Origin of the sequence: Ruegeria sp. Alg231-54 (assembly GCF_900143525.1) — a bacterium.
Lineage (GTDB): Bacteria > Pseudomonadota > Alphaproteobacteria > Rhodobacterales > Rhodobacteraceae > Ruegeria.
Genome location: NZ_FREZ01000001.1, coordinates 834,914 through 858,582 on the forward strand (window position 1 = coordinate 834,914; position 23,669 = coordinate 858,582).

The 23,669-nt window shown below is 56.9% G+C and carries 21 protein-coding genes and 2 tRNA genes; 10 read left to right on the top strand and 13 right to left on the bottom strand.

All coding sequences use genetic code 11. From position 1 onward, the window contains the following. Positions 1-67 precede the first annotated feature (67 nt). From dnaG to DHN12_RS04180, 3 genes are all read right to left on the bottom strand, one after another. Entirely contained in the window at positions 68-2,017 is a 1,950-nt protein-coding gene (dnaG, locus tag DHN12_RS04170; protein ID WP_108858984.1) for a DNA primase, read from the bottom strand. Positions 2,018-2,097: 80 nt separating this feature from the next. Then, the gene (locus tag DHN12_RS04175) at positions 2,098-2,394 is read right to left on the bottom strand and encodes a hypothetical protein (RefSeq protein WP_108858985.1); all 297 of its coding nucleotides are present in this window, start codon (positions 2,392-2,394) and stop codon (positions 2,098-2,100) included. Between the two features lie 153 nt (positions 2,395-2,547). Further along, positions 2,548-3,978 carry a Glu/Leu/Phe/Val dehydrogenase gene (locus DHN12_RS04180; protein ID WP_108859115.1) on the bottom strand — a complete coding sequence of 477 codons (1,431 nt, stop codon included), beginning with the start codon at positions 3,976-3,978 and terminating at the stop codon, positions 2,548-2,550. Positions 3,979-4,303: 325 nt separating this feature from the next. On the opposite strand from DHN12_RS04180, the gene DHN12_RS04185 reads away from it, so the two are divergent. From DHN12_RS04185 to DHN12_RS04195, 3 genes are read left to right on the top strand one after another with little or no spacing between them, the layout of a single operon-like run. Beyond that, complete coding sequence (locus DHN12_RS04185; protein WP_108858986.1) at positions 4,304-6,085, top strand: TadE/TadG family type IV pilus assembly protein; 1,782 nt, start codon at positions 4,304-4,306, stop codon at positions 6,083-6,085. Beyond that, entirely contained in the window at positions 6,082-6,615 is a 534-nt protein-coding gene (locus DHN12_RS04190; protein ID WP_108858987.1) for a TadE/TadG family type IV pilus assembly protein, read from the top strand. Before DHN12_RS04185 ends, DHN12_RS04190 begins: the two co-directional genes overlap by 4 nt. Before the next feature lies 1 nt (position 6,616). Then, on the top strand, positions 6,617-7,252 hold the full coding sequence (locus DHN12_RS04195) for a TadE/TadG family type IV pilus assembly protein (RefSeq protein ID WP_108858988.1): 636 nt from the start codon (positions 6,617-6,619) through the stop codon (positions 7,250-7,252). Here DHN12_RS04195 and DHN12_RS04200 read toward each other — a convergent pair. Beyond that, a complete protein-coding gene (locus DHN12_RS04200) occupies positions 7,185-7,679 on the bottom strand; it encodes a hypothetical protein (RefSeq protein ID WP_108858989.1) in 495 nt (164 codons plus the stop codon). The two genes, DHN12_RS04195 and DHN12_RS04200, sit on opposite strands and share 68 nt — an antisense overlap. Before the next feature lie 158 nt (positions 7,680-7,837). On the opposite strand from DHN12_RS04200, the gene DHN12_RS04205 reads away from it, so the two are divergent. Next, positions 7,838-8,749, top strand: a complete 912-nt coding sequence (locus tag DHN12_RS04205; protein ID WP_108858990.1) for a pirin family protein — start codon at positions 7,838-7,840, stop codon at positions 8,747-8,749. Positions 8,750-8,763: 14 nt separating this feature from the next. Here the strand turns inward: DHN12_RS04205 and DHN12_RS04210 are convergent, their stop codons facing one another. After that, positions 8,764-9,351 (bottom strand): TetR/AcrR family transcriptional regulator, encoded by a 588-nt coding sequence (locus DHN12_RS04210; protein WP_058277332.1) that lies wholly within the window; start codon positions 9,349-9,351, stop codon positions 8,764-8,766. Positions 9,352-9,450: 99 nt separating this feature from the next. Here DHN12_RS04210 and DHN12_RS04215 point away from each other — a divergent pair, with 99 nt between their 5' ends. The 6 genes from DHN12_RS04215 to DHN12_RS04240 all read left to right on the top strand — a co-directional run bounded on the left by DHN12_RS04215 (position 9,451) and on the right by DHN12_RS04240 (position 14,272). Then, the gene (locus tag DHN12_RS04215; protein WP_108858991.1) at positions 9,451-9,699 is read left to right on the top strand and encodes a hypothetical protein; all 249 of its coding nucleotides are present in this window, start codon (positions 9,451-9,453) and stop codon (positions 9,697-9,699) included. 127 nt (positions 9,700-9,826) lie between these two features. Beyond that, positions 9,827-11,113, top strand: a complete 1,287-nt coding sequence (locus DHN12_RS04220) for a homoserine dehydrogenase (RefSeq protein WP_108858992.1) — start codon at positions 9,827-9,829, stop codon at positions 11,111-11,113. A gap of 70 nt (positions 11,114-11,183) precedes the next feature. Continuing rightward, positions 11,184-12,167 carry a class II fructose-bisphosphatase gene (gene glpX, locus DHN12_RS04225; RefSeq protein WP_058274789.1) on the top strand — a complete coding sequence of 328 codons (984 nt, stop codon included), beginning with the start codon at positions 11,184-11,186 and terminating at the stop codon, positions 12,165-12,167. A gap of 90 nt (positions 12,168-12,257) precedes the next feature. Further along, positions 12,258-14,000, top strand: a complete 1,743-nt coding sequence (gene recJ, locus DHN12_RS04230) for a single-stranded-DNA-specific exonuclease RecJ (RefSeq protein ID WP_108858993.1) — start codon at positions 12,258-12,260, stop codon at positions 13,998-14,000. Positions 14,001-14,098: 98 nt separating this feature from the next. Continuing rightward, positions 14,099-14,173: transfer RNA gene (locus DHN12_RS04235), tRNA-Glu, on the top strand. Positions 14,174-14,197: 24 nt separating this feature from the next. After that, a tRNA-Glu gene (locus DHN12_RS04240) sits at positions 14,198-14,272 on the top strand. A 10-nt stretch (positions 14,273-14,282) separates the two neighbouring features. Here the strand turns inward: DHN12_RS04240 and DHN12_RS04245 are convergent. From DHN12_RS04245 to DHN12_RS04280, 8 genes are all read right to left on the bottom strand, one after another. Further along, a complete protein-coding gene (locus DHN12_RS04245; RefSeq protein WP_108858994.1) occupies positions 14,283-16,124 on the bottom strand; it encodes a V-type ATP synthase subunit A in 1,842 nt (613 codons plus the stop codon). Then, positions 16,121-16,813: a hypothetical protein gene (locus tag DHN12_RS04250; protein ID WP_108858995.1), complete on the bottom strand. Its 693-nt coding sequence runs from the start codon at positions 16,811-16,813 to the stop codon at positions 16,121-16,123. The genes DHN12_RS04245 and DHN12_RS04250 overlap by 4 nt, the downstream gene beginning before the upstream one ends. A gap of 1 nt (position 16,814) precedes the next feature. Further along, positions 16,815-17,492 (bottom strand): hypothetical protein, encoded by a 678-nt coding sequence (locus DHN12_RS04255; RefSeq protein ID WP_108858996.1) that lies wholly within the window; start codon positions 17,490-17,492, stop codon positions 16,815-16,817. Continuing rightward, positions 17,492-17,935 carry an ATP synthase subunit C gene (locus DHN12_RS04260; RefSeq protein WP_108858997.1) on the bottom strand — a complete coding sequence of 148 codons (444 nt, stop codon included), beginning with the start codon at positions 17,933-17,935 and terminating at the stop codon, positions 17,492-17,494. Before DHN12_RS04260 ends, DHN12_RS04255 begins: the two co-directional genes overlap by 1 nt. Further along, positions 17,932-19,728 (bottom strand): V-type ATP synthase subunit I, encoded by a 1,797-nt coding sequence (locus tag DHN12_RS04265; protein ID WP_108858998.1) that lies wholly within the window; start codon positions 19,726-19,728, stop codon positions 17,932-17,934. The genes DHN12_RS04260 and DHN12_RS04265 overlap by 4 nt, the downstream gene beginning before the upstream one ends. Then, on the bottom strand, positions 19,725-20,330 hold the full coding sequence (locus tag DHN12_RS04270; protein ID WP_108859116.1) for a V-type ATP synthase subunit D: 606 nt from the start codon (positions 20,328-20,330) through the stop codon (positions 19,725-19,727). Before DHN12_RS04270 ends, DHN12_RS04265 begins: the two co-directional genes overlap by 4 nt. Next, positions 20,308-21,669: a V-type ATP synthase subunit B gene (locus tag DHN12_RS04275; protein WP_108858999.1), complete on the bottom strand. Its 1,362-nt coding sequence runs from the start codon at positions 21,667-21,669 to the stop codon at positions 20,308-20,310. The genes DHN12_RS04270 and DHN12_RS04275 overlap by 23 nt, the downstream gene beginning before the upstream one ends. Before the next feature lie 193 nt (positions 21,670-21,862). Continuing rightward, the gene (locus DHN12_RS04280) at positions 21,863-23,266 is read right to left on the bottom strand and encodes an MATE family efflux transporter (RefSeq protein ID WP_234416545.1); all 1,404 of its coding nucleotides are present in this window, start codon (positions 23,264-23,266) and stop codon (positions 21,863-21,865) included. Positions 23,267-23,669 lie beyond the last annotated feature (403 nt).

Here is a 23,669-nt window from a genome sequence, read left to right on the forward strand (position 1 = left end):
CGCGTAGAAGTGATTCGGCCACCCGTTTACCCGTTTTTCTTTTCCAGTGCCTTACGAAAACACCACATTAGCGACGTTTCCGTTCAAAATTGATGCCAGACATGATCGCCTGAAACGCGTCTTTCTCGTCGCGGTTGATTCGTGCGCCGTTATCGGCGATGTCAAAAACCGCCCTATCTTCGTTCTGACTGCGGCTTGTGCGGTTGCGCTCTTCGGCGGCCTGGGCCAGCCGGTATGTCAGCGCTTCATCAGCCAGATCAGACAGTTCCTCTGCAGCTTCGGCAATCTCGGCATCCAACCCCCGGAACGCTTTGATTTTCGCGAGTTCCTCGGCCAGAGTCATCTCGGCCTTTTCGACGTCGCCTGGTTTGAATACACAAGGGATTACTGCGACATGGCGAAGGGCCAGCAGGTTTTCAAGGACTTCGCCGCCCAAAGTTTCAAAAATGTGGTCTTTCAGATGCTCTGGGTCGTCGATCGCATGTCGAAGGATGGCGGCGCGTAAGGCGGCATGATCAGGATCATGGCACTCCATTTCTTCAAGCTGATGTTCGAATTGGACCACAACAGTGGGGTTCAGGATGGCGATTGCCAGAATAGCAGCCTCGCGCATCTGGATATCCGCGGTTTCTGAAGACGCCAGAAAAGATGAGCGCGCACCGGGGGTTGCCGGCTGTTTCGGAGGTTGCCACTTGCCGCGTGGCTGCCATTGGCGATTTTGCGGCTGGCGATGCGGGCGGAACAATCGCCAGCGCAAGTCTTTGATCTCTTGCCCGTAATGTGACCGGATCGAGGGATCGCGGATCAGTTTGATCTTGTCCCGCAGCGACTTATCCAACGCAGCTTTGCGTTCCGGGCTGTCGAACACCTTGCCCTCTGTTTCACGCTGCCACAGCAGTTTGACCATCGGGATAGCGCCTTCAAGCACTGTTTTCACCGCTGCCGGACCCTCGGCCCGCAGCAGATCATCGGGATCCTTGCCCTCGGGCATCAGCGCAAAGCGCAGGGATTTCCCGGCCTCTAACAATGGCAACGCCAGATCAACGGCCCGCATCGCGGCACGCAGACCGGCCGTGTCGCCATCCAATGCGATGATCGGCTCATCCGAGACGCGCCATAGTAGCTGCAACTGATGTTCGGTGATCGCCGTGCCTAATGGGGCGACCGACGCCCCGAATCCGGCTTCGGCCAGGGCGATCACATCCATGTACCCTTCGGCCACGATCAGAGGTTGCCCTTTTCCTGCGGCCTGACGCGCAGGGCCGTGGTTATAAAGACTACGCCCCTTGTCGAACAATTCCGTTTCGGGCGAGTTCAGGTATTTTGCATTGTCATTGGGATCCATTGCCCGACCACCAAACGCGATGCACCGCCCGCGCGGATCGCGGATGGGGTACATAATCCGATTGCGGAACGTGTCATAAGGCTTTTTGCCCTTGTTCGAGGGTTTGGCCAGCCCGGCCCCAAGGATCAGGTCCTCGGCCACGTTCTTGCCGCGCAGGTGATCCCACAAACCTTGCCAGCCATCCGGCGCAAACCCGATCTCCCACCGGTCCAATGCCTGTGCATCCAATCCTCGACGGGTCAGGTAATCGCGCGCAGCGCCCCCTGCCCCGGTCTTGAGTTGCAAGCGGAAGAATTGCGCGGCCTGCTCCATGACGTCGGCCAGTTGCGACCGGCGGTCCTGTTTTTCCTGTGCCTTTGGATCACGTGCTGGCATCGGCATGCCTGCCTCGCGCGCCAAAATCTCAACCGCTTCGATGAACGAGACATTCTCAGTCTCTTTCACAAAGCTGATCGCATCGCCTTTGGCCTGACAACCAAAGCAGTAATAAAACCCCTTCTGGTCATCTACATGGAAGGACGCGGTCTTTTCGTGGTGAAACGGGCATGGCGCCCACATGTCGCCCTTACCCTGGTTGGACTTGCGCGGATCCCACATGACTTTACGCCCGACAACCTGAGACAGGCTCAGGCGGGTGCGTAGTTCATCCAGAAATCCGGGGGGCAGAGACATGGGTCAAACCTGACAGAAACAGGAACGCGCGCCAAGGGTATGACGCGCGTTTGTCCACAAGGAAATGATGGGGCTGTGGATTATTGCTGCAAACACAGCTCAAGCCACGCGGCACCCAGATCCTTTTTACGCACGTCGCGCATCTTTTGTTCGTAGACCCAAGGCGCGATCAAAGGGATGGCAGCATTGTAATTTTCGGGCCAGGTCGGGCTGGTTTCGGCAACTGCCTGGGGCACGTTGCGCTCTTTTACACGGTCCAGCCGTGCCTTCTGGATCGCCGCAACAACTTCAGCCTGGTATTGGCAGCTTTGCTCTTTGGTTTCTTCCGCAACTAATGGGGTGGCCAGCAAAGCGGCTGCAATGGCGATACGCAACATAGGGAACTCCGGTAATCGATTCTGTCGCTGCAGCTTACCTGTCGCAGGCACGGCCTGCCATTGCAGTTTTTGGCGTGTCTACCGTGGTTAAGTCGGCCAGCCCTTACCGTTGGGGCGGCCTGACAAAGCCAGGCTGCCCCTGATTTCAAAACATCACAGCCCTTTGGCACGATAGCTTTTCGAGACGCGGTCAATGGCCACGATATAGGCCGCCGTCCGCAGATCCTCGACATCGTCGCGGCTGTGCCAGACTTCGCGCATGGATTGATAGGCAATGCGCATCGTGTCATCGAGGCCCGAGCGCACCAGTTCCAGCTCGTCCGCGCCGCGAAGGTACTTGGCCTTAAAGTCCGGAGACATCGACCAGGCATCGCCAAGATAACGATCCAGCCGCTGCAGTTCACTCACGATCAGCTCGTGCCGGGCCTCTTCCTGTCGGCGCTGCATACGGCCAAAGCGAATATGGCTGAGGTTCTTGACCCATTCAAAATAGGAAACCGTCACACCACCCGCGTTTGCGTACATGTCCGGAATGATCACCGTACCCTTTTTGCGCAGAATCTCATCCGCACCGGCAGTCACTGGGCCATTCGCGGCCTCAATGATCAAAGGTGCCTTGATCCGGTCTGCATTAGACAGGTTGATGACCGCCTCCAGCGCAGCAGGAATTAGGATATCGCAGTCTTCTTCAAGAACTGCCCCACCTTCGGCCGAGTGTGTCGCATCGGGATAATCACTAACACCGCCATGCTTGACGATCCACTGGCGTACGGATTCCACGTCGATGCCGTCGGGATTATAAAGCGCACCATCCCATTCGATGATGCCGACAATTCTGGATCCATCCTCTTCGCTCAGGAACTTCGCGGCGTGATAACCCACATTGCCCAGCCCCTGAACGATGACACGTTTTCCATCCAGCTTGCCGGTCAGCCCGGCCTTTTGCATGTCTTCCGGGTGGCGGAAGAATTCACGCAGGGCGTATTGGATGCCGCGACCTGTTGCTTCGACCCGGCCAGCAATGCCGCCCGCGTTCAGCGGCTTTCCTGTAACACAGGCGCGTGCATTGATGTCCGTCGTGTTCATCCTGGCGTATTGATCCGCCATCCAGGCCATCTCACGCTCACCCGTTCCCATGTCGGGCGCGGGCACGTTTTGCGAGGGGTTGATCAGATCGCGCTTGGCCAGCTCATAGGCAAAGCGGCGGGTGATCTGCTCCAACTCGTGCTCTTCGTATTTACGGGGATCGATGCACAATCCCCCTTTTGATCCGCCAAAGGGCGTTTCGACCAGAGCACATTTATAGGTCATCAGGGCGGCAAGCGCCTCGACCTCGTCCTGGTTCACAGCAAGGGCGTAACGAATACCGCCCTTTACAGGCTCCATATGCTCGGAATGAACCGAGCGGTAACCGGTGAATGTATGGATATCGCCGCGCAGGCGGACGCCGAACCGAACAGTGTAGGTGGCGTTGCAGACACGGATCTTTTCCTCCAACCCCGGCGGCAGGTCCATAAGGGACGCAGCCCTGTTAAACATCAAATCTACACTTTCGCGAAAGCTGGGTTCATTAATGGCCGTCATGTAATCCTCCGTGCCGACGAACGACGAGCGTTCTGACGTTTTGTCGCACCCATTGGCTAAACGATCAATAATTAAGCAACAATAAAACCCGAAATCGTCATGAAAGCTCTCGAACCGGGCTGAGTCGCGCACGGCGCTTAACTTTGGAAGAATTGTCGCCTGACCGAAAACAGAGGCAAAGAAGCCGTTCAATTATCTACGGTTCGCACCCAAAGTTGCCATATCTTCGGCGCTTCCGCCCAATTCACGCCACGATTCGCCGTTAGTTTTCAAACGTTAACTTTTCCTTAGCAGCGCCGGATGTCTGCTCAGCGAGGTCGGCCAGATGAAAATGCGCGTATTTAAGTGCAACACCAAGAATTTTGAGAACGCAGCCGCCGCTGCTCGTCGTTTTTCACACGACGAGGATGGTGGCGTGTTCACGATCTTTGTGACCCTTGGATTTTTGCTCATATTTGCGACAGCAGGTATCGGCGTTGACATAATGAACTTTGAACGTGACAGAGCCAGCCTCCAGGGAACGCTGGATCGCGCGGTTCTTGCGGCGGCCAACGTCAAACAAAAGCTCCCCCCTGCGGAAGTGGTCAAGTCATATATTGAGAAATCCGACGTCCGCGGCAAGCTTACGGAAGAACCTGAAGTAGAGGATGATCCCAGGGTTGGATCGAGAAAAGTCACAGCAAAAGCTAAAGTCGACGTTCCCACACATTTTATGTGGTTCTTCGGGTATCCCCAACTGACGGCTTCGGTCACGAGCGTCGCGGAAGAGGCCATTGGGTCGCTCGAAATCGCGATGGTTCTGGATATCTCCGGCTCTATGAGTTGGGATTCGGCAACTGACAGCAAATCAAAAATGGAAGTGCTTCAGGAAGCAGCAACGCAGTTCGTGACAACGATGTACACGAAAGAGAACCCGGACAAGATTTCGATTTCAATCATACCTTACAACAACCAGGTGAATGCCGGCGCAAACATTCTGGCCAACATGCCGGGTGTTACTACTGAACACAATTATTCGCACTGCGTGGACTTTGTCGATAATGATTTCACGGAATACTGGATCGATCCAAACAAAAAGCTCAATCGCACGGCCCATTTCGATCGCAGAAACTATAACGACGACTACAATGATGAAATACACCAAATCTCACGCTCGGTCTGCACAACACGCGCGGGCAGCGATATTACAGCAGTGACAAACGTCATTTCCGACTTGCACAGTCAGATCGCGGCCATGTCACCCGGCGGAAACACGTCGATTGATATCGGGGTGAAATGGGGGGCCGCGCTGCTGGATCCTCAGTTCCAACCTGTGATAAACAAGCTTTCGAAACAGAACGCCGACCCTGACGCAATTAATCCGGAAACAGGGTTAGACACCAACACGGGTTTGGCGCCAAAGAAAATAGTTCCGGTGACTTTTGATAATCGCCCCTTGGCATACGAATCCAATGTCAAAAAAATCATGATCGTCATGACCGACGGCGAGAACACCGAAAATTGGGTTCTGAACGAGGCATACCGCGATGGGGATTCGGATGTTTGGTACAACCCCAACTATGAGCACGAGGTCAGAAGGTGTTGGTATAACAGGTGGGGTCAACTCCGCTGTAGGACCGACAGGTACGGCGGCGAATACAGCGTCCGGACCTCAGCTCCTGGCGACACACCTGAGTATTACTGGACAAGACAGGAGCTGGAAGGCCAGTCCGAACCCTTTGGCGGTGAGGCGGCAGATCAATCAGTGCGCCTGACCTACCCGCAGTTGTGGAACCGCGTCACCTTGGACTGGAATGCCGAGTATAACTATGCTTGGCAGTCCAACCACAATCAAACTTGGTATGACAAAGCATTTACCGAGATTTACCGGACCAAAAAGGACACGCGGCTGCAAGATATCTGCACCAAGGTCAAAGGTAAGGATGTCGATGTCTATGGGATTGCCTTTGAGGCACCTTCAGTAGGTGTAACAGCAATCAGAAACTGCTCCAGCGGCGCCGGATTCTTCTATGAAGTCAAAAGCGACGGCAAACTGGGTGACCTGACTCTTCCGCAAGTCTTTGATTCTATTGCTACGGCAATCAAACAACTGAGACTAACGCAATGATCCGCAAAGCTCTGGTAAAAGTTGTCCGGTTTAAACGAACAGAAGACGGTTCATTCACCGTCGAGTTCGCCATACTGTTCCCTTTGTACATATTCTTCATTCTGGGCGTCATTGAATACTCAATGGTCTCAATTCAGAAAGCGATGCTAAATCGCTCTATGGATCTGGTCGTGCGCGACATTCGACTTGGGATCAATTTGACGGATACCGATCACGATACGATCAAGGATGCCATCTGCGATAACATGGCAGTGATGCGGGACTGTTCCGACAACATGTTATTGGAGATGATTATTCAAAACCCATATGGCGGTGTGAATTTTCCAATCGAAGCAACCTGTGTAGACAGAGCAGAAGAGGTTCAACCTGTCACCGAGTTCCAAAATGGCGGATCAAACGCATTGATGATTTTGCGTGCCTGCGCCAAGGTCGATCCACTTTTTCCAACGACCGCAATGGGGCGCTCTGTATCCGGCGAAGATGGGCTGGTCAGACTTACGGCGACGACTACCTTTGTTCAGGAGCCTTAAAATGATGCGTCTTCCTTCACGTATCTGTAACCTGCTTGGCACTTTTGCGAGCAAGGACAACGGCAGCCTGTCCATTGAAACAGCTCTTATTTTTCCTGTTCTCGTTTGGACTATCACGCTTACCTATACATTTTTTGATGGTTTTCTTGAAAACACGGCGAACCTGAAGGCGGCGTATACAATAAGTGACTTGATTTCACGTGAGGGAGAGAATGAAATTACGGATACCTATGCGGAATCCATGTATTTGGTTTACAATCGCATGGTAACCGACAATTCACCGCTTAAAATGCGTTTGTCGGCGATCCAGTATATTGCCGCGGATCAAGATGAGGGTACAGAAGAGAGATATAGAGTAGAGTGGTCTACAACTTGCGGGTTTGAGAGCAATTGGACCGCGGACAACCTTGATCCGTTGATTGAAAAGCTGCCGAGAATGGCAGATTTAGACACACTGATCATTGTTGAAACGTCTAAACCCTATGTTCCAATTCTGAACACCGAATGGCTGAACAGAGATCACATATTCAACAATTTCATTTTCACGCGCCCGCGTTTTGTTCCCATCGTCAAAGGGAGCGTTTCTGATCACTTCTGTCAGCAGGATGTAGCAGTGGCTGTAGCACCTGGAGCATAAATTTGGTTTCGGCGGCCGTGGTCAGGCCGCCTATGCCAACACGGCGCCCCAATCGCCACCACAGTCCCGGTGCCCAGCTGTTTTCTGCGCTTTCCTCAGTCTTCAACAAAAATCCATTTGACGGCTTGAACGCAAACACCCCCTGATCGATCGACTCGATATCTTCGACACGCGCAATCACCTGCCCTGAACCGGTCCGCAATTCAGTCTCGGTCAGCTCGATCCAGTCACTGGTGGCTTGCCACATGCGATAGGCCAGCCAGAACGCCGCCACACCAACGACAAGTAAAAAGACCAGCCAGGCCGGTTCCGGTGGCGTGGTCAAAGCGACATAGATGACCAGCACACCCACGGTCGACAGCATCCCCACCCCTATCCAACGTCTGGATGATGAAGGTCGGACCGTGGCCAGAATTTCTTGTTGCATCGACGTCCCCTGCTCTGTTCGGTCCGGGTTTATCCGCTTTGTCTTCCAAAAAACAGAGGGAAGCCGACTATGGAATTGCGCACAGCACCCGTGTTTGCACGCAAATTGACGCATATCGCCAACAGCATACATGATCCCCACAAATTCAGGAGGCCATCATGTCCCTTAGACCAACATTGGAAACCCGCAAAGCCATGCCAACCATGGAAGGCGCAGGCGTCAAATTGCACCGGGCGTTTGGCTTTCAGGACCCGTCCGAGCTTGACCCGTTCCTGTTGTTCGACGACTTCCGCAATGATCACCCCAAGGATTATCAGGCAGGCTTCCCCTGGCATCCGCATCGCGGCATCGAAACGATCACTTATGTCCTGTCCGGCTCGGTCGAGCATGCGGATTCGCTGGGCAACACCGGCAATTTGGGCGCAGGCGACGTTCAGTGGATGACCGCCGGGTCCGGAATCCTGCATCAGGAAATGCCCAAGGGAAACGGTGCGGGCCAAATGCACGGTTTCCAGCTGTGGGGCAATCTGCCGTCAGATCAAAAGATGACAGCCCCCCGCTATCAGGATGTTCAAAGCAAAGAGATCCCCGAGGTCATTGATGATGACGGCACCACTGTGCGCGTTATTGTTGGTGAGTTCTGGGGCAAAACCGGCCCGGTAGACGGTATTGCCGCCGACCCGCAGTACTTGGATATTCAGGTTCCGGCCGGTGTGAGAAAGACCTTTCGCATCGACACCTACCGGCGGGCGTTTGCCTATGTGTTCCAAGGACAGGCGGCCTTTGCCGATGCATCACAACCTACCGGCGTTCTTTTGGAAAAAGAGGTCGCGGGACAAGAGGTCAACATCCGTGATCTGTCCGGTGACCGCACTCTGGTTCGGTTCGGCACCGGTGATGAGGTCACGGTTCAAGCTGGTCCGGAAGGTGTCCGGTTTCTGTTGATCTCGGGCGCGCCGATTGATGAGCCTGTCGCATGGCATGGTCCAATTGTCATGAACACGCGTGCCGAACTAGAACTGGCTTTCAAAGAACTCCGCAATGGCACATTCATCCGCGCCGCGCACTGATTAAACAAAGTTGGTCAGGCGGTTACGGCGCGTCTGACCATATCCCAATAAACCTGCTCAACTTCGTCCAGCGACAAGCGTCCGCCTGCACGATACCAGGTCATCACACCGTTCAACATGGCGATCACGGCCAGGGTCGCGATTTTGGTATCAGCAACCGAAAAGAGCCCAGACTTCTGCCCATCCTGCAAGATGGCCTCTAGCGAATCCTCATAAGCCCGGCGCAAGCCTTCAATTTCCGAGAAGTTTTCGGGCGTGAGGTTGCGCAACTCCATATAGGCAATAAAGACTTCATCCGGTCGCTCCATATGAAACCGAATGTGAAAGCCGACAAAGCGGCGTAGCGCGGTCTCGGCATCGGCGGGTTTTTCAAGTTCACCATAAGCAGCCAACAGATCCTGCATGTGATCCTGCATCAGGCGAAACAGCAGGCTTTGCTTGTCGGGCGTGTAGTTGTACAGCGCCCCCGCCTGCACACCCACGTCTTTTGCGATCTGGCGCATGGATACAGCGGCATAGCCATGTCGAGCAAACAGCCCCAGCGCTGCTTTTCGAATGCGCGGGCCGGTGATATCGGAGTGAGAGCCTTGGGTACGTGCCATACCGCCACCGTATATGAACAAGCGTTCATATAGAACCCCGCTTGAACGACCGCCGCAAAAGGTGCATCACGGGGGCAGTCTCCATTGAAAGGGTTCGGTATGAAGCCCCTGCCACTTTTGGTTCTGCTTCTGACTTGCGCAGCCTGCACGGACTTCCCGGAATTGGAAGGACGCGAACAGCCGAATGTGCGCTCGGCCGCGTACCCGAAGCTGGTCCCACTTCAGGACATTCTTGGCCCGCCCATAAATCCCGTGAACGAAGCGGCCGAGGTTGAAGAAGACCTGACCGCGCGCCGCGAAGCGCTGGCCAAAAGGGCCGAAGCGCTGCAGAACGTGCAAACCAACTGACCTTTCGCGTTTCAACCGACTGTTACCGCTGTCTCGGATTGCGCCTCGACGCCGAACCCGTTAAGGCACCTTTGAACGGGCAAACAGCCCGAAACCAAGGACATTCGAGCGGAAAGGAACCCACGGGATGACACAGGCGCTGCGGCTGGGAATTGCCGGCTTGGGAACAGTTGGCGTGGGTGTCGTGCGGATCGTGCGCCGCCATGCCGACCTGCTGCAGGCGCGTACAGGTCGCGCGATCGAAATCACCGCTGTTTCTGCGCGCGACGCAAACAAAGACCGTGGCGTGAACCTGTCGGAATATGCATGGGAGACTGATCCCGTCTCATTGGCGCAGCGCGACGATGTCGATATTTTTGTCGAACTTATGGGCGGCGAAGACGGCCCCGCCAAAGCATCTGTCGAGGCCGCGTTGGCCGCTGGCAAGGATGTGGTGACCGCGAACAAGGCTTTGTTGGCCATTCACGGGCAGGAACTGGCTGAAAAAGCCGAGGCCGCAGGCCGTGTAGTCCGTTTCGAAGCGGCCGTTGCAGGTGGTATCCCTGTGATCAAATCCCTGACCGAGGGGCTGGCCGGGAACGAAATCACCCGCGTCATGGGCGTGATGAACGGCACCTGCAACTATATCCTGACACGGATGCAATCGCAGGAACTGGGGTATAACGCGCTGTTCAAGGAATGTGCCGAGCTGGGCTACCTCGAGGCTGACCCGAACCTGGACGTGGGCGGCATCGACGCGGCGCACAAGCTGGCACTGTTGTCCTCAATCGCGTTTGGCACCAAACCGAATTTCGACGGCATCCAGATCGAAGGCATCCAGCATATCAGTCTGGATGACATTCATCAGGCAGCCGACATGGGCTATCGTATCAAGTTGCTGGGTGTCGCTCAGCGCTCGGCACGCGGTCTGGAACAGCGGATGCAGCCGTGCCTTGTACCCAGCGGCTCGCCCTTGGGTCAGCTGGAAGGCGGCACCAATATGGTCGTCATCGAAGGCGACGCAGTCGATCAGGTCGTCCTGCGCGGCCCCGGTGCGGGCGAAGGTCCAACGGCTAGCGCCGTGATGGGCGACGTCTGCGATCTGGCGCGCGGATTGCAAATTCCGACCTTTGGCCGCCCTGCAGCAACGTTGGAGGACGCAAAACCCGCCATTACCGGCCTGCCCGCCCCCTACTATCTGCGCCTCGCGCTGTTCGACAAACCCGGTGCGCTGGCCAAAGTGGCCGCCATTCTGGGTGACGCGGGTGTCTCGATCGACCGGATGCGCCAGTACGGGCACACCGAAGCCACCGCGCCGGTTCTGATTGTGACGCACAAGACCACGCGGGCCACGCTGGATGTCGCATTGGAAGGGCTTCGCGCGACCGATGTCGTGTCGGGTGAGCCCGTCGCATTGCGGATTGAAGAGGTTTGACCCTTGCGGCCTGCACAAAACGCAGGCTATGCCCGATGAAACGCCTTTATTGACCTGAGGATACGAAAAAATGAGCGCTGCCAAAATCGATTTCAACGACCGTCTGTTGTCTCTTGGCCTTGCACGGGTCGCAGAGCAGGCCGCACTTGCCTCGGCCTCGCTGGTCGGACGTGGTGACGAAAAGGCTGCGGATCAGGCGGCTGTAAACGCGATGCGCGAACAGCTGAACCTGCTGGATATTGCGGGTGTGGTTGTCATCGGCGAAGGCGAACGCGACGAAGCACCGATGCTGTATATTGGCGAAGAGGTCGGCACCGGAAACGGTCCCGGTGTGGATATCGCACTGGACCCGCTTGAGGGCACGACTCTGACCGCGAAGGATATGCCGAACGCGCTGACCGTGATCGCGATGGGCCCGCGCGGGTCGATGCTGCATGCTCCTGACGTTTACATGGATAAGCTGGCCATTGGTCCGGGCTTTCCCGAAGGCGTCGTAAACCTGGACATGAGCCCGCGTGAACGCGTTGAAGCGCTGGCCAATGCCAAAGGCTGCAAGCCTGCCGACATCACCGTCTGCATTCTGGAGCGTCCCCGCCACGAAGCGATGATCGCTGAAGTGCGCGAAACCGGCGCCTCGATCCGCCTGATCACCGATGGTGACGTGGCCGGCGTCATGCACTGTGCCGAAAGCGAAGAGACCGGCATCGATATGTACATGGGGCAAGGCGGAGCACCCGAGGGCGTTCTGGCCGCTGCCGCGCTGAAATGCATGGGTGGGCAGATCTTTGGCCGCCTGCTGTTCCGCAACGACGACGAGCGTGGCCGCGCCGCCAAGGCGGGTATCACCGATCTGGACCGCGTTTATTCTCGCGATGAGATGGTGACGGCAGACGTGATCTTTGCCGCAACTGGCGTGACGGGTGGCTCTTTGCTGCCGCGGATCAAACGCCAGCCGGGCTGGGTTGAAACCACCACCCTGCTGATGCGTTCCAAAACCGGGTCGGTGCGCCGCATGTCCTACCGCACGCCAACCTGGCCGCACGACAACGCGTGATGGCTTGCACCTTTGCCTTTGGCAGAGGTTTCGATAGATACAATGAGGCCGGATCCGAGAGGGTCCGGCCTTAGCATATGAGAGGCAGGCATGAGCTTTTTAGGGGTTGAGCAGTCACTGACCGGGCGGCGTTGGATCGGACCGGAGGCCGAGGTCGAACGGGCCACGGAAATGCTGGTGCAACAGTCCGGGCTGCCACGTGCGCTATGTCAGGTTCTGGCACGGCGCGGAGTGCCACCCATGGAAGCCGAAAGCTTTCTTGAACCAAAGCTGAAGGAATTGCTGCCCGATCCCCGGTCCATGAAAGATATGGAGACCGCCGCAACGCGGTTTTTGGAAGCTGTCCGAAACAAGCAGCGGATCGCGGTTTTTGCCGATTACGACGTCGATGGGGGCAGTTCGGCGGCTTTGTTGCTTGTCTGGATGCGTCAGATGGGGCTGCAAGCCACGCTGTATGTGCCAGACCGAATTGATGAGGGTTATGGGCCGAACGTGCCTGCAATGCAGGAACTGGCGGCCACGCATGACCTGATTATCTGCGTGGATTGCGGAACGCTTAGCCATGAACCTATCGCGGCGGCAAAAGGCGCGGATGTCATTGTGCTGGACCACCACCTTGGTGGTGAAACGCTGCCCGATTGCGTGGCGGTCGTGAACCCAAACCGGCAGGATGAGAGCGGTGATTTGGGGTATTTCTGCGCTGCCGGCGTGGTGTTCCTGATGCTGGTTGAGGCCGGGCGGCAACTGCGTGAGGCTGAGGTTAAGGGTCCCGACCTGATCGGGCTGCTGGATCTTGTGGCATTGGCAACCGTTGCAGACGTGGCCCCGCTGATTGACGCGAACCGGGCGCTGGTGCGGCAAGGCCTTAAGGTCATGGCACAGAGGCAACGACCCGGATTAGTGGCGCTGTCGGATGTGGCGCGTATGGATTCAGCCCCTACCAGCTATCACCTGGGTTTTCTTCTGGGTCCGCGCGTCAATGCGGGCGGGCGGATCGGTCAGGCCGATCTGGGCGCGCGACTGCTGAGCACGAACTCGATGACCGAAGCTGAAGCGCTGTCTCAAAGGTTGGATGAGTTGAACACCGAGCGTCGTGATATCGAAAACGCGGTACGAGCGGCAGCACTGGAACAAGCCGAGGAACGCGGATTGGACGCACCTCTGGTTTGGGCGGCGGGCGAAGGATGGCATCCCGGCGTTGTCGGCATCGTGGCATCCCGCCTCAAGGAAAACGCCAACAGACCCGCCATTGTCATCGGCTTTGATGGTGATGAAGGCAAGGGTTCAGGGCGGTCGGTTTCTGGCGTTGATCTGGGGGCATCAATCCAACGATTGGCGGCTGAGGGACTTTTGGTCAAAGGCGGCGGGCACAAGATGGCCGCAGGGCTGACCGTTATGCGGGATCAGTTGGAACCGGCCATGGAACGCCTCAGCGAGTTGTTGGCCAAGCAAGGCGCGGGCAAAGGCGGTCCTGCAGACATGAAGCTAGACGGAGCGCTTATGCCGGGCGCAGCTTCGGTCGATCTGATCGAACAGATAGAAAAAGCCGGTCCTTTCGGGGCCAGCGCCCCTGCCCCACGCTATGCGTTGCCGGACCTGCAGGTGCGCTTTGCCAAGCGCGTGGGGGAATCGCATCTGAAACTGTCGCTGACCGACGGGGTTGGTGGTGGCCTTGATGCCATTGCCTTTGGCGCCTTTGACGGGCCGATGGGGGAAAAGCTGTCCAACCATGGCGGGGCGCGCTTTCATTTCGCCGGGCGGCTTGAGGTGAACACATGGGGTGGACGGCAAAGCGTTCAGCTGAGACTGGAGGACGCGGCAGAGGCAAACTGAGCCCATTTCCGGCCCTGCCAAAAAAGTTTCGCATCCCTGCATTTTTCGGCTTGCGGGGGTCAGAGGTAAACCGTAAAAGGCCCTCCACAAGCAAGCGTGGCCCGTTCGTCTATCGGTTAGGACGCCAGGTTTTCAACCTGGAAAGAGGGGTTCGATTCCCCTACGGGCTACCACTTGTGCTAATGCCACTACCAGATGGCCCGTTCGTCTATCGGTTAGGACGCCAGGTTTTCAACCTGGAAAGAGGGGTTCGATTCCCCTACGGGCTACCATTTCCCTGACCTACACTCCAAATTTCTCGCGACTCAGGTCCTGTATCTGCCCCCACAGCGACTTGAATTCCGGCGTGTTTTCCGCGGCATAGTGGAAGTTCTTCATAAGACCAGTGAGCTGGGTGAACACCTGACGCACTTCACCCTTATCCGCGAATTCAGCAGTTGATTGCGTAACATCATAGACCAGCTTGAATGTCATCTTCTGGCGCTCTAGCGGGACGGTTGCGTCGACTTTGTCAAAGGCATCCTGCTGTAGGTACACCATATCTACAAACAACGCTTTTTGCTGTGTGACGAAATCCTCGATGGTGACGCCTTCTTCGCCGGTCACCTGCATCATCTGGTCGACCTGTTCACCTTTTTCAATCAGGGCCAGCAGATCGCGCACCTTGCCTGTCCAACCGGGCTCGGCGTTTTTGTCATACCAATCCGAGAGCTGATCAGTGTATCGCGACCAGCTAAGCATTGGGTCGACCGCAGGATAGAACCGTTTGTAAGCCCGTTCCGAGGACAGCCCCAAAAAGCACTTCACGGTAGACAGCGTGGACTGCGTCACAGGCTCGTCAAAATTGCCACCCGCCGGTGAAACCGTACCGATCAGCGTCAGACTACCCAGATCGCCATCATTGGTCTCCATCGCTCCTGCGCGCTCGTACAGGCCCTTGATCGAGCTTTCCAGATAGGCAGGGAAGCCTTCTTCACTGGGGATTTCCTCCAGCTTGCCGGAAGTCTCGCGCATGGCTTGCGCCCAGCGGCTGGTGCTGTCAGCAATCAACAGCACGTCATAGCCCATCTGGCGGTAATACTCGCCCAGGGTGATGCCGGTGAAAATCGACGCCTCGCGGGCCGCTACAGGCATGGAAGAGGTGTTACAGATGATGATCGTCCGATCCATCAGACTGCCGCCCGACATCGGGTCGGTCATCTTGGGGAATTCGTGGATCGTTTCCACCACCTCGCCCGCACGCTCACCGCAGGCCACCACGATCACGATATCCACTTTGGAGTTCCGAGCGATCAGGTTTTGCAGCACGGTTTTGCCCGCACCGAACGGGCCGGGAATACAGGCCGTGCCACCGCGCGCAATGGGGAAGAACGTGTCGATCAGGCGTTGCGAGGTCAGCACCGGTTCAGTCGGGTACAGGCGCTCGGACGAGGCGCGTTTCAGGATGGTTTCGGGCAACGGTCGTCGTACCGGCCACTTTTGGCACAGGGTCAGCGTGTGCTCCCCACCCTGCTCGTCTTCAAGACGCGCGACGATCTCGTGGATCGATGCTGCACCTTTCTGAACCCAGACAACATTGTAATCGCCAACCCAGTTGAAAGGCAGCATGATTTTGTGGGTAAACCGGCCTTCGGGAACAGTGCCAATGCTGTCGCCGGCCTTGACCGTGTCGCCAACTTTGACTGTGGGAGTGAAAGACCATTTTGCCTGATCATCCAGCGGCGCCACATCCGCCCCGCGCGGCAGGAAAGTCCCGAATTCGGCCGCAACCTTGGTCAAAGGCGATTGCAGGCCGTCAAAGACCTGCCCCAAAAGACCCGGCCCAAGTTCGACCGAAAGTAGTTGTCCCGATTGTTCAACCGGATCACCAACCGCGACGCCGTCCGTGCTTTCATAGACCTGAACGTCGGCTGTATCGCCGCGCACGCGCAGCACCTCAGCCTTCAGGCGTTCCTGACGCCCACCCGGGGCGGGACGAGTCGGAAGGATGAACACGACCTCGTTCTTGACCAGTTGTCCCGGAACACCAGCGGCATCTTGGTTGGCCTGAATTTTCACAAGCCCTTCCTGGACAGAGACGACGCGGGCGGTTGCGGTTTGAACCGAAGGTGTTTGGGCACTCATGCGCTTACTCTCTCAAAATCGAAATCTGCGACATTGCTCATGGCTTGCTGGGCAAGCTTCTCAAATCTTGCGGCCGCATTCTGCGCGTTGCTTTGCGACCAGCGATCGAAAATGTTCCAGATCAAGACATAGATCGCCACGGCCTCAAAATCGAACAGGTGACGGGCGGCGTGTCGTTTCAGTTGCTTATGGCTGACTGACAGCAGCAGTCGTTCCAGACCCAAGGGGTCCTCGGCCTCAAGCAACTGGCGTGCTTCCTTGATCCACGGCATCGCCGTGGACAGACGGAAATCCGGGTCACCCCAATTGGCAGGGATGTGACGGCTCCAACGTCCAAACCCATACGCACCGGACAGCGGATTGCCACCCTGCCCGCGCAGGCGCAGTGCTGCAACAACAGTACGCAGGTCCATCCGTTCAAGGAACAGGCGGCGCAAGGATGGTTGCGGGATTTCGGCCAACGCTTGTTTGCACCTCAATACAGCCTGCGCGTCAGTGACATCCATGTCATATGCGCTCCAATTCAGAGCATGTTCCATAACCTTCAGAACCTTAGCGTCCTCGGGCGTCAGCGCCTTAAGGCGACGATCCAGCCGCAGCCGCGACAGCGGAGGTTGTTTGGCCACGAACAACCGCTCAGAGCCTGGCAGGCTGCTGATCAGGGCGATATAGGCGTCTTGGTCAGACATCTCAGCGGATCACACCTTCCAGCACGGCGCGAAACCGGGGCTGAAGATGCTCCAACAGCAACGAGGCGACCGCCTTGTCTGTTAGATCAAGTACAACGCCCTGATCTTCGGCCCGCACGCGGATACCGCCCTGCGCGTCATCCGATGCATGCAGCTCTACCTGTTCACGCAACATGTCGGCTGTCAGGCCGAGGACGTATTTGGTCAGCTTACCGGATTGAATGTCATCGGCGTTCTGCTTGATGTCTTCTTGCGTTGCGACTTTGGCGGGCAGAATGACCTGCACCTTGCTATCCAGATTGACGCCTTCGGATTCGCGGCCGACGACCTCCAAAATCATCTGTTTCAGCAGGCCCGGCTCAGCCATTTCCTTGGTCACCAGACGTTCGACATCTTCGCGAAAGCGGTCGGTCAATCCACCCTTCATGGTCAAAACCGCATCACGCATGGCGGTGTTGAGCGCCTCTTCCCCAGCAGCGCGATATTTGTCGGAATCGGTGCGTGCCTTTTTTTGATAGTCGTCCGCCTCGCGTTTGGCATCCGCCAGAATTTTGGCGGCTTCGGCCTTGGCGTCAGTGCGCAGTTTTTCGGCGTCGGCCTGACCAGCAGCCACGCCATCATTGCGCAGCTTATCGATCAAGGCATCCACGCCATGAGAAATCATGCCATCCTGTGCCATCAACTGATCCCCGCACTGATGACAAGGGCAAAGACAAAGGCGAACACGCCAAACCCTTCGATGATCGCTGCTGGGGCAAGCGCCAGGCCAAAGATCTCCGGCTTTTCCTTGGTGGCATTGATCGCCGCAGCACAGGCCCGGCCCTGCCAGATCCCGCAATACATCAATGCGATGCCCGACAGGATACCAATCCCGAACAAGCCGCCCGCGTTTTCGGGTGTCACCTCGCGGTTCAGGGTAAACATGATGACGATGCCGTAAATCACCATCGTCGAAGGAAAGGCCGAAACGCCGACAAAGCGGCCATATCCGCCGTCGGTTTCCGTCATGGCGCCAATACTGGCCATGCCCGCGATCGAGCATCCGACGGCGCTGGCGGCTGCGCCCAGCGCCATGGGCGCGTAGATGCCAAGCCAACCCAATGTCAAAACAAGCTCATTCATTCCTGAACCTCCTTGCGGGCGAACGGACGAAAGACGATGCCTTCATCCGGCAGACCCCATTTAAAGAATTCGATGTAATTGAGACGCAATCCGTGGACGACGCCGCTCATCATGGCGAGAGCGAAGTTGAGAATGTGGCCGATGATCAGGATCAGCAGGGCGAAAAGAACGCCCAACCCCTTGAGCGAATGCATGACTGAAACCGCCAGATCGTTGAACGTGATCGCCAGTGAGGCCGAGGCCAGACCCAACGCAAACAGGCGCATGTAACTTAGCACGTCTCCAAATGCGCCCATGGCCCCGGCCAGGCTTTGCAGCCCATCGATCAGACGCCAAACCCAATCGGTTGGTTTCTTGATGACCCGCTCGCTTGAGAACCAGACAATGGCCAGAACCCCGATCCCCATCAAGTCCGCACCCGGCACCGGAGAATTACCCTTCATGTAGCTGAGCCATAGAACGAACCCGCCAATCAGCGCAGCGATCCAGCCCAGATTGGCGATGGCCTTCCGGTGCCCCCATGCCGCCCGTGCGGCAAGCGCATTGGCCAGTACCAAATGCAAAACGCCAACGACAATCGAGACCATCATCATCGCACCGAAATTGTTCAGGTCGAGCAATTTGAACTTGGACCAGAACGACCCCTCGGCTGGCGACACGCCGAAATAACTGCCGACGAGGACGCCATACAGGATTGTTGCGCTGGAAATGATCACCCCAAAGCGTCGCCAGGATCGTTCACCCGGTGTTGCATCAAGCCGTTTCCAGAATAGTAAAAGGCCCAACAGGATGATCGCGCCGTATCCCGCGTCGGCTACGATCATTGCGAAGAAGACCGCAAATGAAACGGCGACGATGACACTGGGGTCCCAGTCCTTGTAACCCGGCACTTGATAAAATAGCGCCAAGTCCACGGCAGCACTGCGCTTTTCCGGTTGTTCCAACAAGGTTGGCGGGCTGTCATAGGGGCTGGGTTCTTCGATCAGTACGGCAGCGTCCTTGGCGATTGCCATGTCCAGAACCGCATCTATACGATCCTCGGGCACCCAGCCCTGAAGGGCAAACATCGCCTCTTCGTCGCGAACCTTTTGCGTGGCATGGGCCAGCTCGGCCGCGCTTTCGGCAACCGAAAGGTTCCGGCGCATCAGTGCTAGGTATCGGGTTTGCGCAACGCGTTCAGCCTCAAGCGCTTCGATGGCGATCTCAGCCTCTTCCAGTTGCGCCTCAAGCTCGTGAATGGGCAGCGATCCTGTGTGCGTGCGCGGAACTGGCAGGATATCGTCATCCGGCTCATCCGGGTCGATCAGTACGGCATAGATGAACCTATGGTCCTGCTCGAGTATGGCCCAGGGCATATCCAGGGCCTCCAACGCATCGCGATACTTCAGTGGCAGTTGATAAAACCACAACCGGTTCCCCGCCAAAACATCGTCTGGTGGAAAATCCAGATCGCCCCAAGGGCGAACCTGCGCGATCCGGTTGGCCAGAAAATCCCTTTGGTCCGTCATGTCACGGGTCCGTTGCATCAGGTCCAGCACATCCTTGACGAACTGCTCCATTTCAAAACCGGGGTCGCGCTGGATCTGTCGGCGCGGTTCGGACACGTCATTCAGGAACCGTAGCGCCTTATAGGCATTGCGCGCGCCCCGCTCACTGATCTTTTCCGGCTCAGAGGGTGGCGGGGCCAGCGGTAGGACGTGCATACAGCCCAGATTCTGCAGCGCCTCAAGGGTCGCAGCCTTCTGGCCTGCTCGCCCGACCAGTGACAGTTTCTTGAGCCTCGCAACACTCATGCTACAGCCTCCTGCGCATGTTTGCGTTTCGAGATTTTCGAGCGCACGACGGCCTGCATCTGCTCATCGCTCAGATAGATGCGGATTTTCTTGATGTTGGCACTGGCGCGCGGGATCAGGACCTTTTCAAACAAGTTGACGCGCTGGGTGATGGTGGCCACAGCCTTATCGAATATCTTCACTCGCTCTTCGGCCACTTTGACCCGTAGACGCGCCTCGATCATATCGTGTAGCAACCGGGCCGCCGCATCGACCCAGTGGGGTTTGGCCAAATAGGAGTACGGGCGCACCGCGACCTCAATCCGGTCTAGCGCAGGCATCTTTACACCCACGACGTTGACCTCTTCGACTTTGTAGTCTTTCAGCTCGACCAACCCGTCCAGATCAACGCCTTGCTGCGCCAGCATCGGTAACTTTTCCCCAACCTTTTGCGCCAGCTCCTGGACCTCATCCTGCAAGCGCAGCACTTCCCCGCGCGCCTTGGCACGTTCCGCCATCAATTGCTGGCGTTTCAGGTCCAGCGACGGCAAGAACCGTTCATAGCTTTTCAGCTGCGTCTGCTCGCGTGCGAGCGACGATTTATTCAGCTGCAACCGCGCCATCGGCATCCTTTGGGAAATACTTGTCGATCAGGGCCTGCTTCATCAGTAGCTGCTCAGGTGCGAAACACTCGGCCAGAGTTTTCCACCCCAAATCCAGCGCATCTTCCAGCGAGATTGAAACATTGATGTCCATGAACCGGGTTTTGAACAGGTCACCAAACTTCAACAACTGATGGTCGTAATCCGAAAGGTCGAACGCCATTGCCTGTTTCTGCGCGGCGTCGCGGCTTTCGGAATAGAATCGGATCATCGTGTTCATGATCTGCCCGTGATCCTCGCGCGTCGTCTTGCCGATCACGTTCTGCTTGAGGCGCGAGAGGCTGCCGAACGGGTCAATCACACCCGAATGCAGATAGATCTGCCCCTCGGTGATATAGCCCGTGTTATCCGGCACAGGATGGGTCACGTCATTGCCGGGCATCGTCGTCACGGTCAGCACAGTGACCGATCCGCCCTTGGCATAGTCGCAGGCTTTTTCGTATCGGCGGGCCAACTGGGAATAGAGGTCGCCCATATAGCCACGCTGCGACGGTACGCGCTCTTGGCTGATACCAACTTCCTTCATCGCGTCGGCATAAGCGGTCATATCAGTCAGTAGAACCAGCACGCGTTTGCCCTCTTCCACCGCGAATTTCTCGGCCACGGCCAGCGCCATATCAGGTACCAGCAGCCGTTCGACCAGCGGATCCATCGCCTGGTTGACGAACATCACCGTTCGGGAAAACACGCCCGCATCCTCGAAGGACGTCCTGAAGGTAAAGTAGTCGTCAAAGATCAGACCCAGCCCGCCAAACACCACGATATCCGCGTCCGCCTGAATGCCGATACGACTGAGGAACGCGTTGAACGGCTCACCTGAAACCGAAAAGATCGGGACTTTCTGGCTTTCGACCAGCGTGTTGAACACGTCGATCATCGGCACGTCTGTTCGGATCATCTTGTTAGGCACGGCGCGTTCTGCCGGGTTCACGGTTGGCCCGCCAATAGCCACGCGCGGCTCAGACGACAGGCCGGGTCCACCGTCGATTGACACGCCCGCGCCATCAAAAACGCGGCCCAGAATGTTCTGTGAGTACGGCGTCTGCATCGGGTGGCCCAGAAACGTCGCCGTGGCCTCAGTCGAAATCCCCTTGGTGCCGGAAAACACCTGCAAGGTGACAACGTCCCGGTCGATAAAGATCGCCTGAGCCAGCGTCTTGTGGCCGTCCACGGTTTCAATCACGGCCAGATCGTTGAAACGCACGGCCGCGTCGGTCGATCCGTCCAGAGGCACTCTGACCTTTATTGTGTCTCCGACGATCTCAAGAACACGCGTGTACTTCAAAAGACTTCCGGACATTGCTCATCCTCGGTCGTTAAAGGTGTTTTTGAAATCAACGCCCCGAAATAACTTGGCGTTTTTTTTGCAATCTTAAGCTCAGCTTACAACGAATTCATGAATTGGCAAATGAGGATGTCTTAGTTGCGGCAAAGGAGACAAATGTCGCTTCTGGTGACCAAAAACCGATGGCATTTTAGCGCCCAGGGACGATTCACCACCCCCTGCGCCCAAACAGGGATTGCAGCCGGCTTTGCCCGGCAAATGGATCGACCTCTGTTGGCGCAGTCAGGCCCGAGACAACGCGGCGCACCATTACCCAGCAGATTGCAGCAAATATCACACCGCCCAGCGCCTGCCCCAACAACACCCCCGGAGCGCCAGCCAAATAGGCCCCGGCGACCGCAAAGGGCCATGTGCCCAGCGTATGACGCCCCCAGTTAATCCACGTGGAATAAATGGGATAGCCAAGGTTGTTGAAGCTTGCATTCGCAACAAAGATCACCCCGTTGAAGAAAGACGCCAAGGCCAGCGGCCCGCAGAACAGGTAAATCAGCGCCCGCGTCTCGCCTTGGGCCTGAAACAAATCGGCGATGGGGGCACGCAGCACGAACAGCACCGCCGCCATCAGAACCACATAGACGGCGGTGAATTTTACGCCTGCCAGGAATGCGCCCTTCACCCTGTCATACTGCCCTGCCCCAAAGTTCTGCCCCACGATCGGGCCTATGGCCCCGGACAGTGCAAACACGACAGAAAAGGCGACAGGCATCAGCCGCCCTATTACTGCCATGCCTGCCACGGCATCTGTGCCAAACTGCGCTACCTCACGGATCACGATGGCGTTGCCGACAGGCGTGGCGACATTGGTCAGAACCGCCGGTATTGCAATCGCCCGCACCGGTTGGAGGTCTTCCACCACTTGCTTCAGCGACGGTCGCGCAAATCCACGGTGCACGCGCACGGCGGGCCGGACCGCTGCTATCAGCATACAGATACGCGCAATCACCGAGGCAATCGCCGCCCCGTCCAGGCCAAGACCAACGGCAAAGATCAGAATCGGATCCAATATCGCGTTGGCCAGCCCACCGTAAATCGTAGCCTGCATAGACCGGCGCGCATCACCATGCGCGCGCAACACAGCCATACCCGTCATTGCCGCAGCCATCACCCACATGGTCGGCAGAATGATGCTGACATACCGTGCGGCCAGTTGCAGAACCTCACCCTGTGCGCCCAGCAAAGACAGCAGAAACTTGATGTTAATCATGACTATGGCAGACACAATCAATCCCATCAGAATACCAAGAAGGGCAACGCTGGTTCCGAATTGGCGGGCTTTTTCGGGCCGCCCCGCCCCCAGCTCGCGGGCGACAAGGGCGCCGGCGGCAATCGACAGTCCCACATTGATTGAGTTGGTGAAAAACAAAAGCGTGCCCGCATAGCCGACCGCTGCGGCCAAGGCGTCATTGCCCAGCATAGAGATGAACACCATGTCCACGAAATCCACGGCAAAGACCGCCATAAGGCCAATGCTGGTGGTCAGCGACATTCGGGTCACATGCCGCATCAGACTGCCGGTCAAAAAGACAGCCATGCCCTTGGGTTGTTGTGTCATTGGCGGTCCGTCCCTTTGTTCTGGAAATTAATCTGCCCCTGATGGGCGCCAGTCAGCAACCTCAAACTGGTGCCGTGCGCGACGAATACAGTCCTACCTTTTTTGGCATTCCGCATTTTGCACCGCTGCGATGATGTTGCAGTACGAAAATCCTTGCCGCTTTGGATATCGGCTTCCAGCGCTGCGTCCACTGGCGGCTCGCAGCCGACATTCTAAGTCAACGGATTTTGCCGGAATTGACTGATCGACGCGAAGGTCACCGTTCTCAACGAACTGGGCAAACTCACCCATCCCGGCGTGTACGGCATTTTCGACACCGAAGTTCGCGCAGTGTATGTCGAGGGCGGGCACCCAAGTGGCGGCCGTGCGAAACGGTCGATGGTGGTGAGGTACTCAGAGCGCG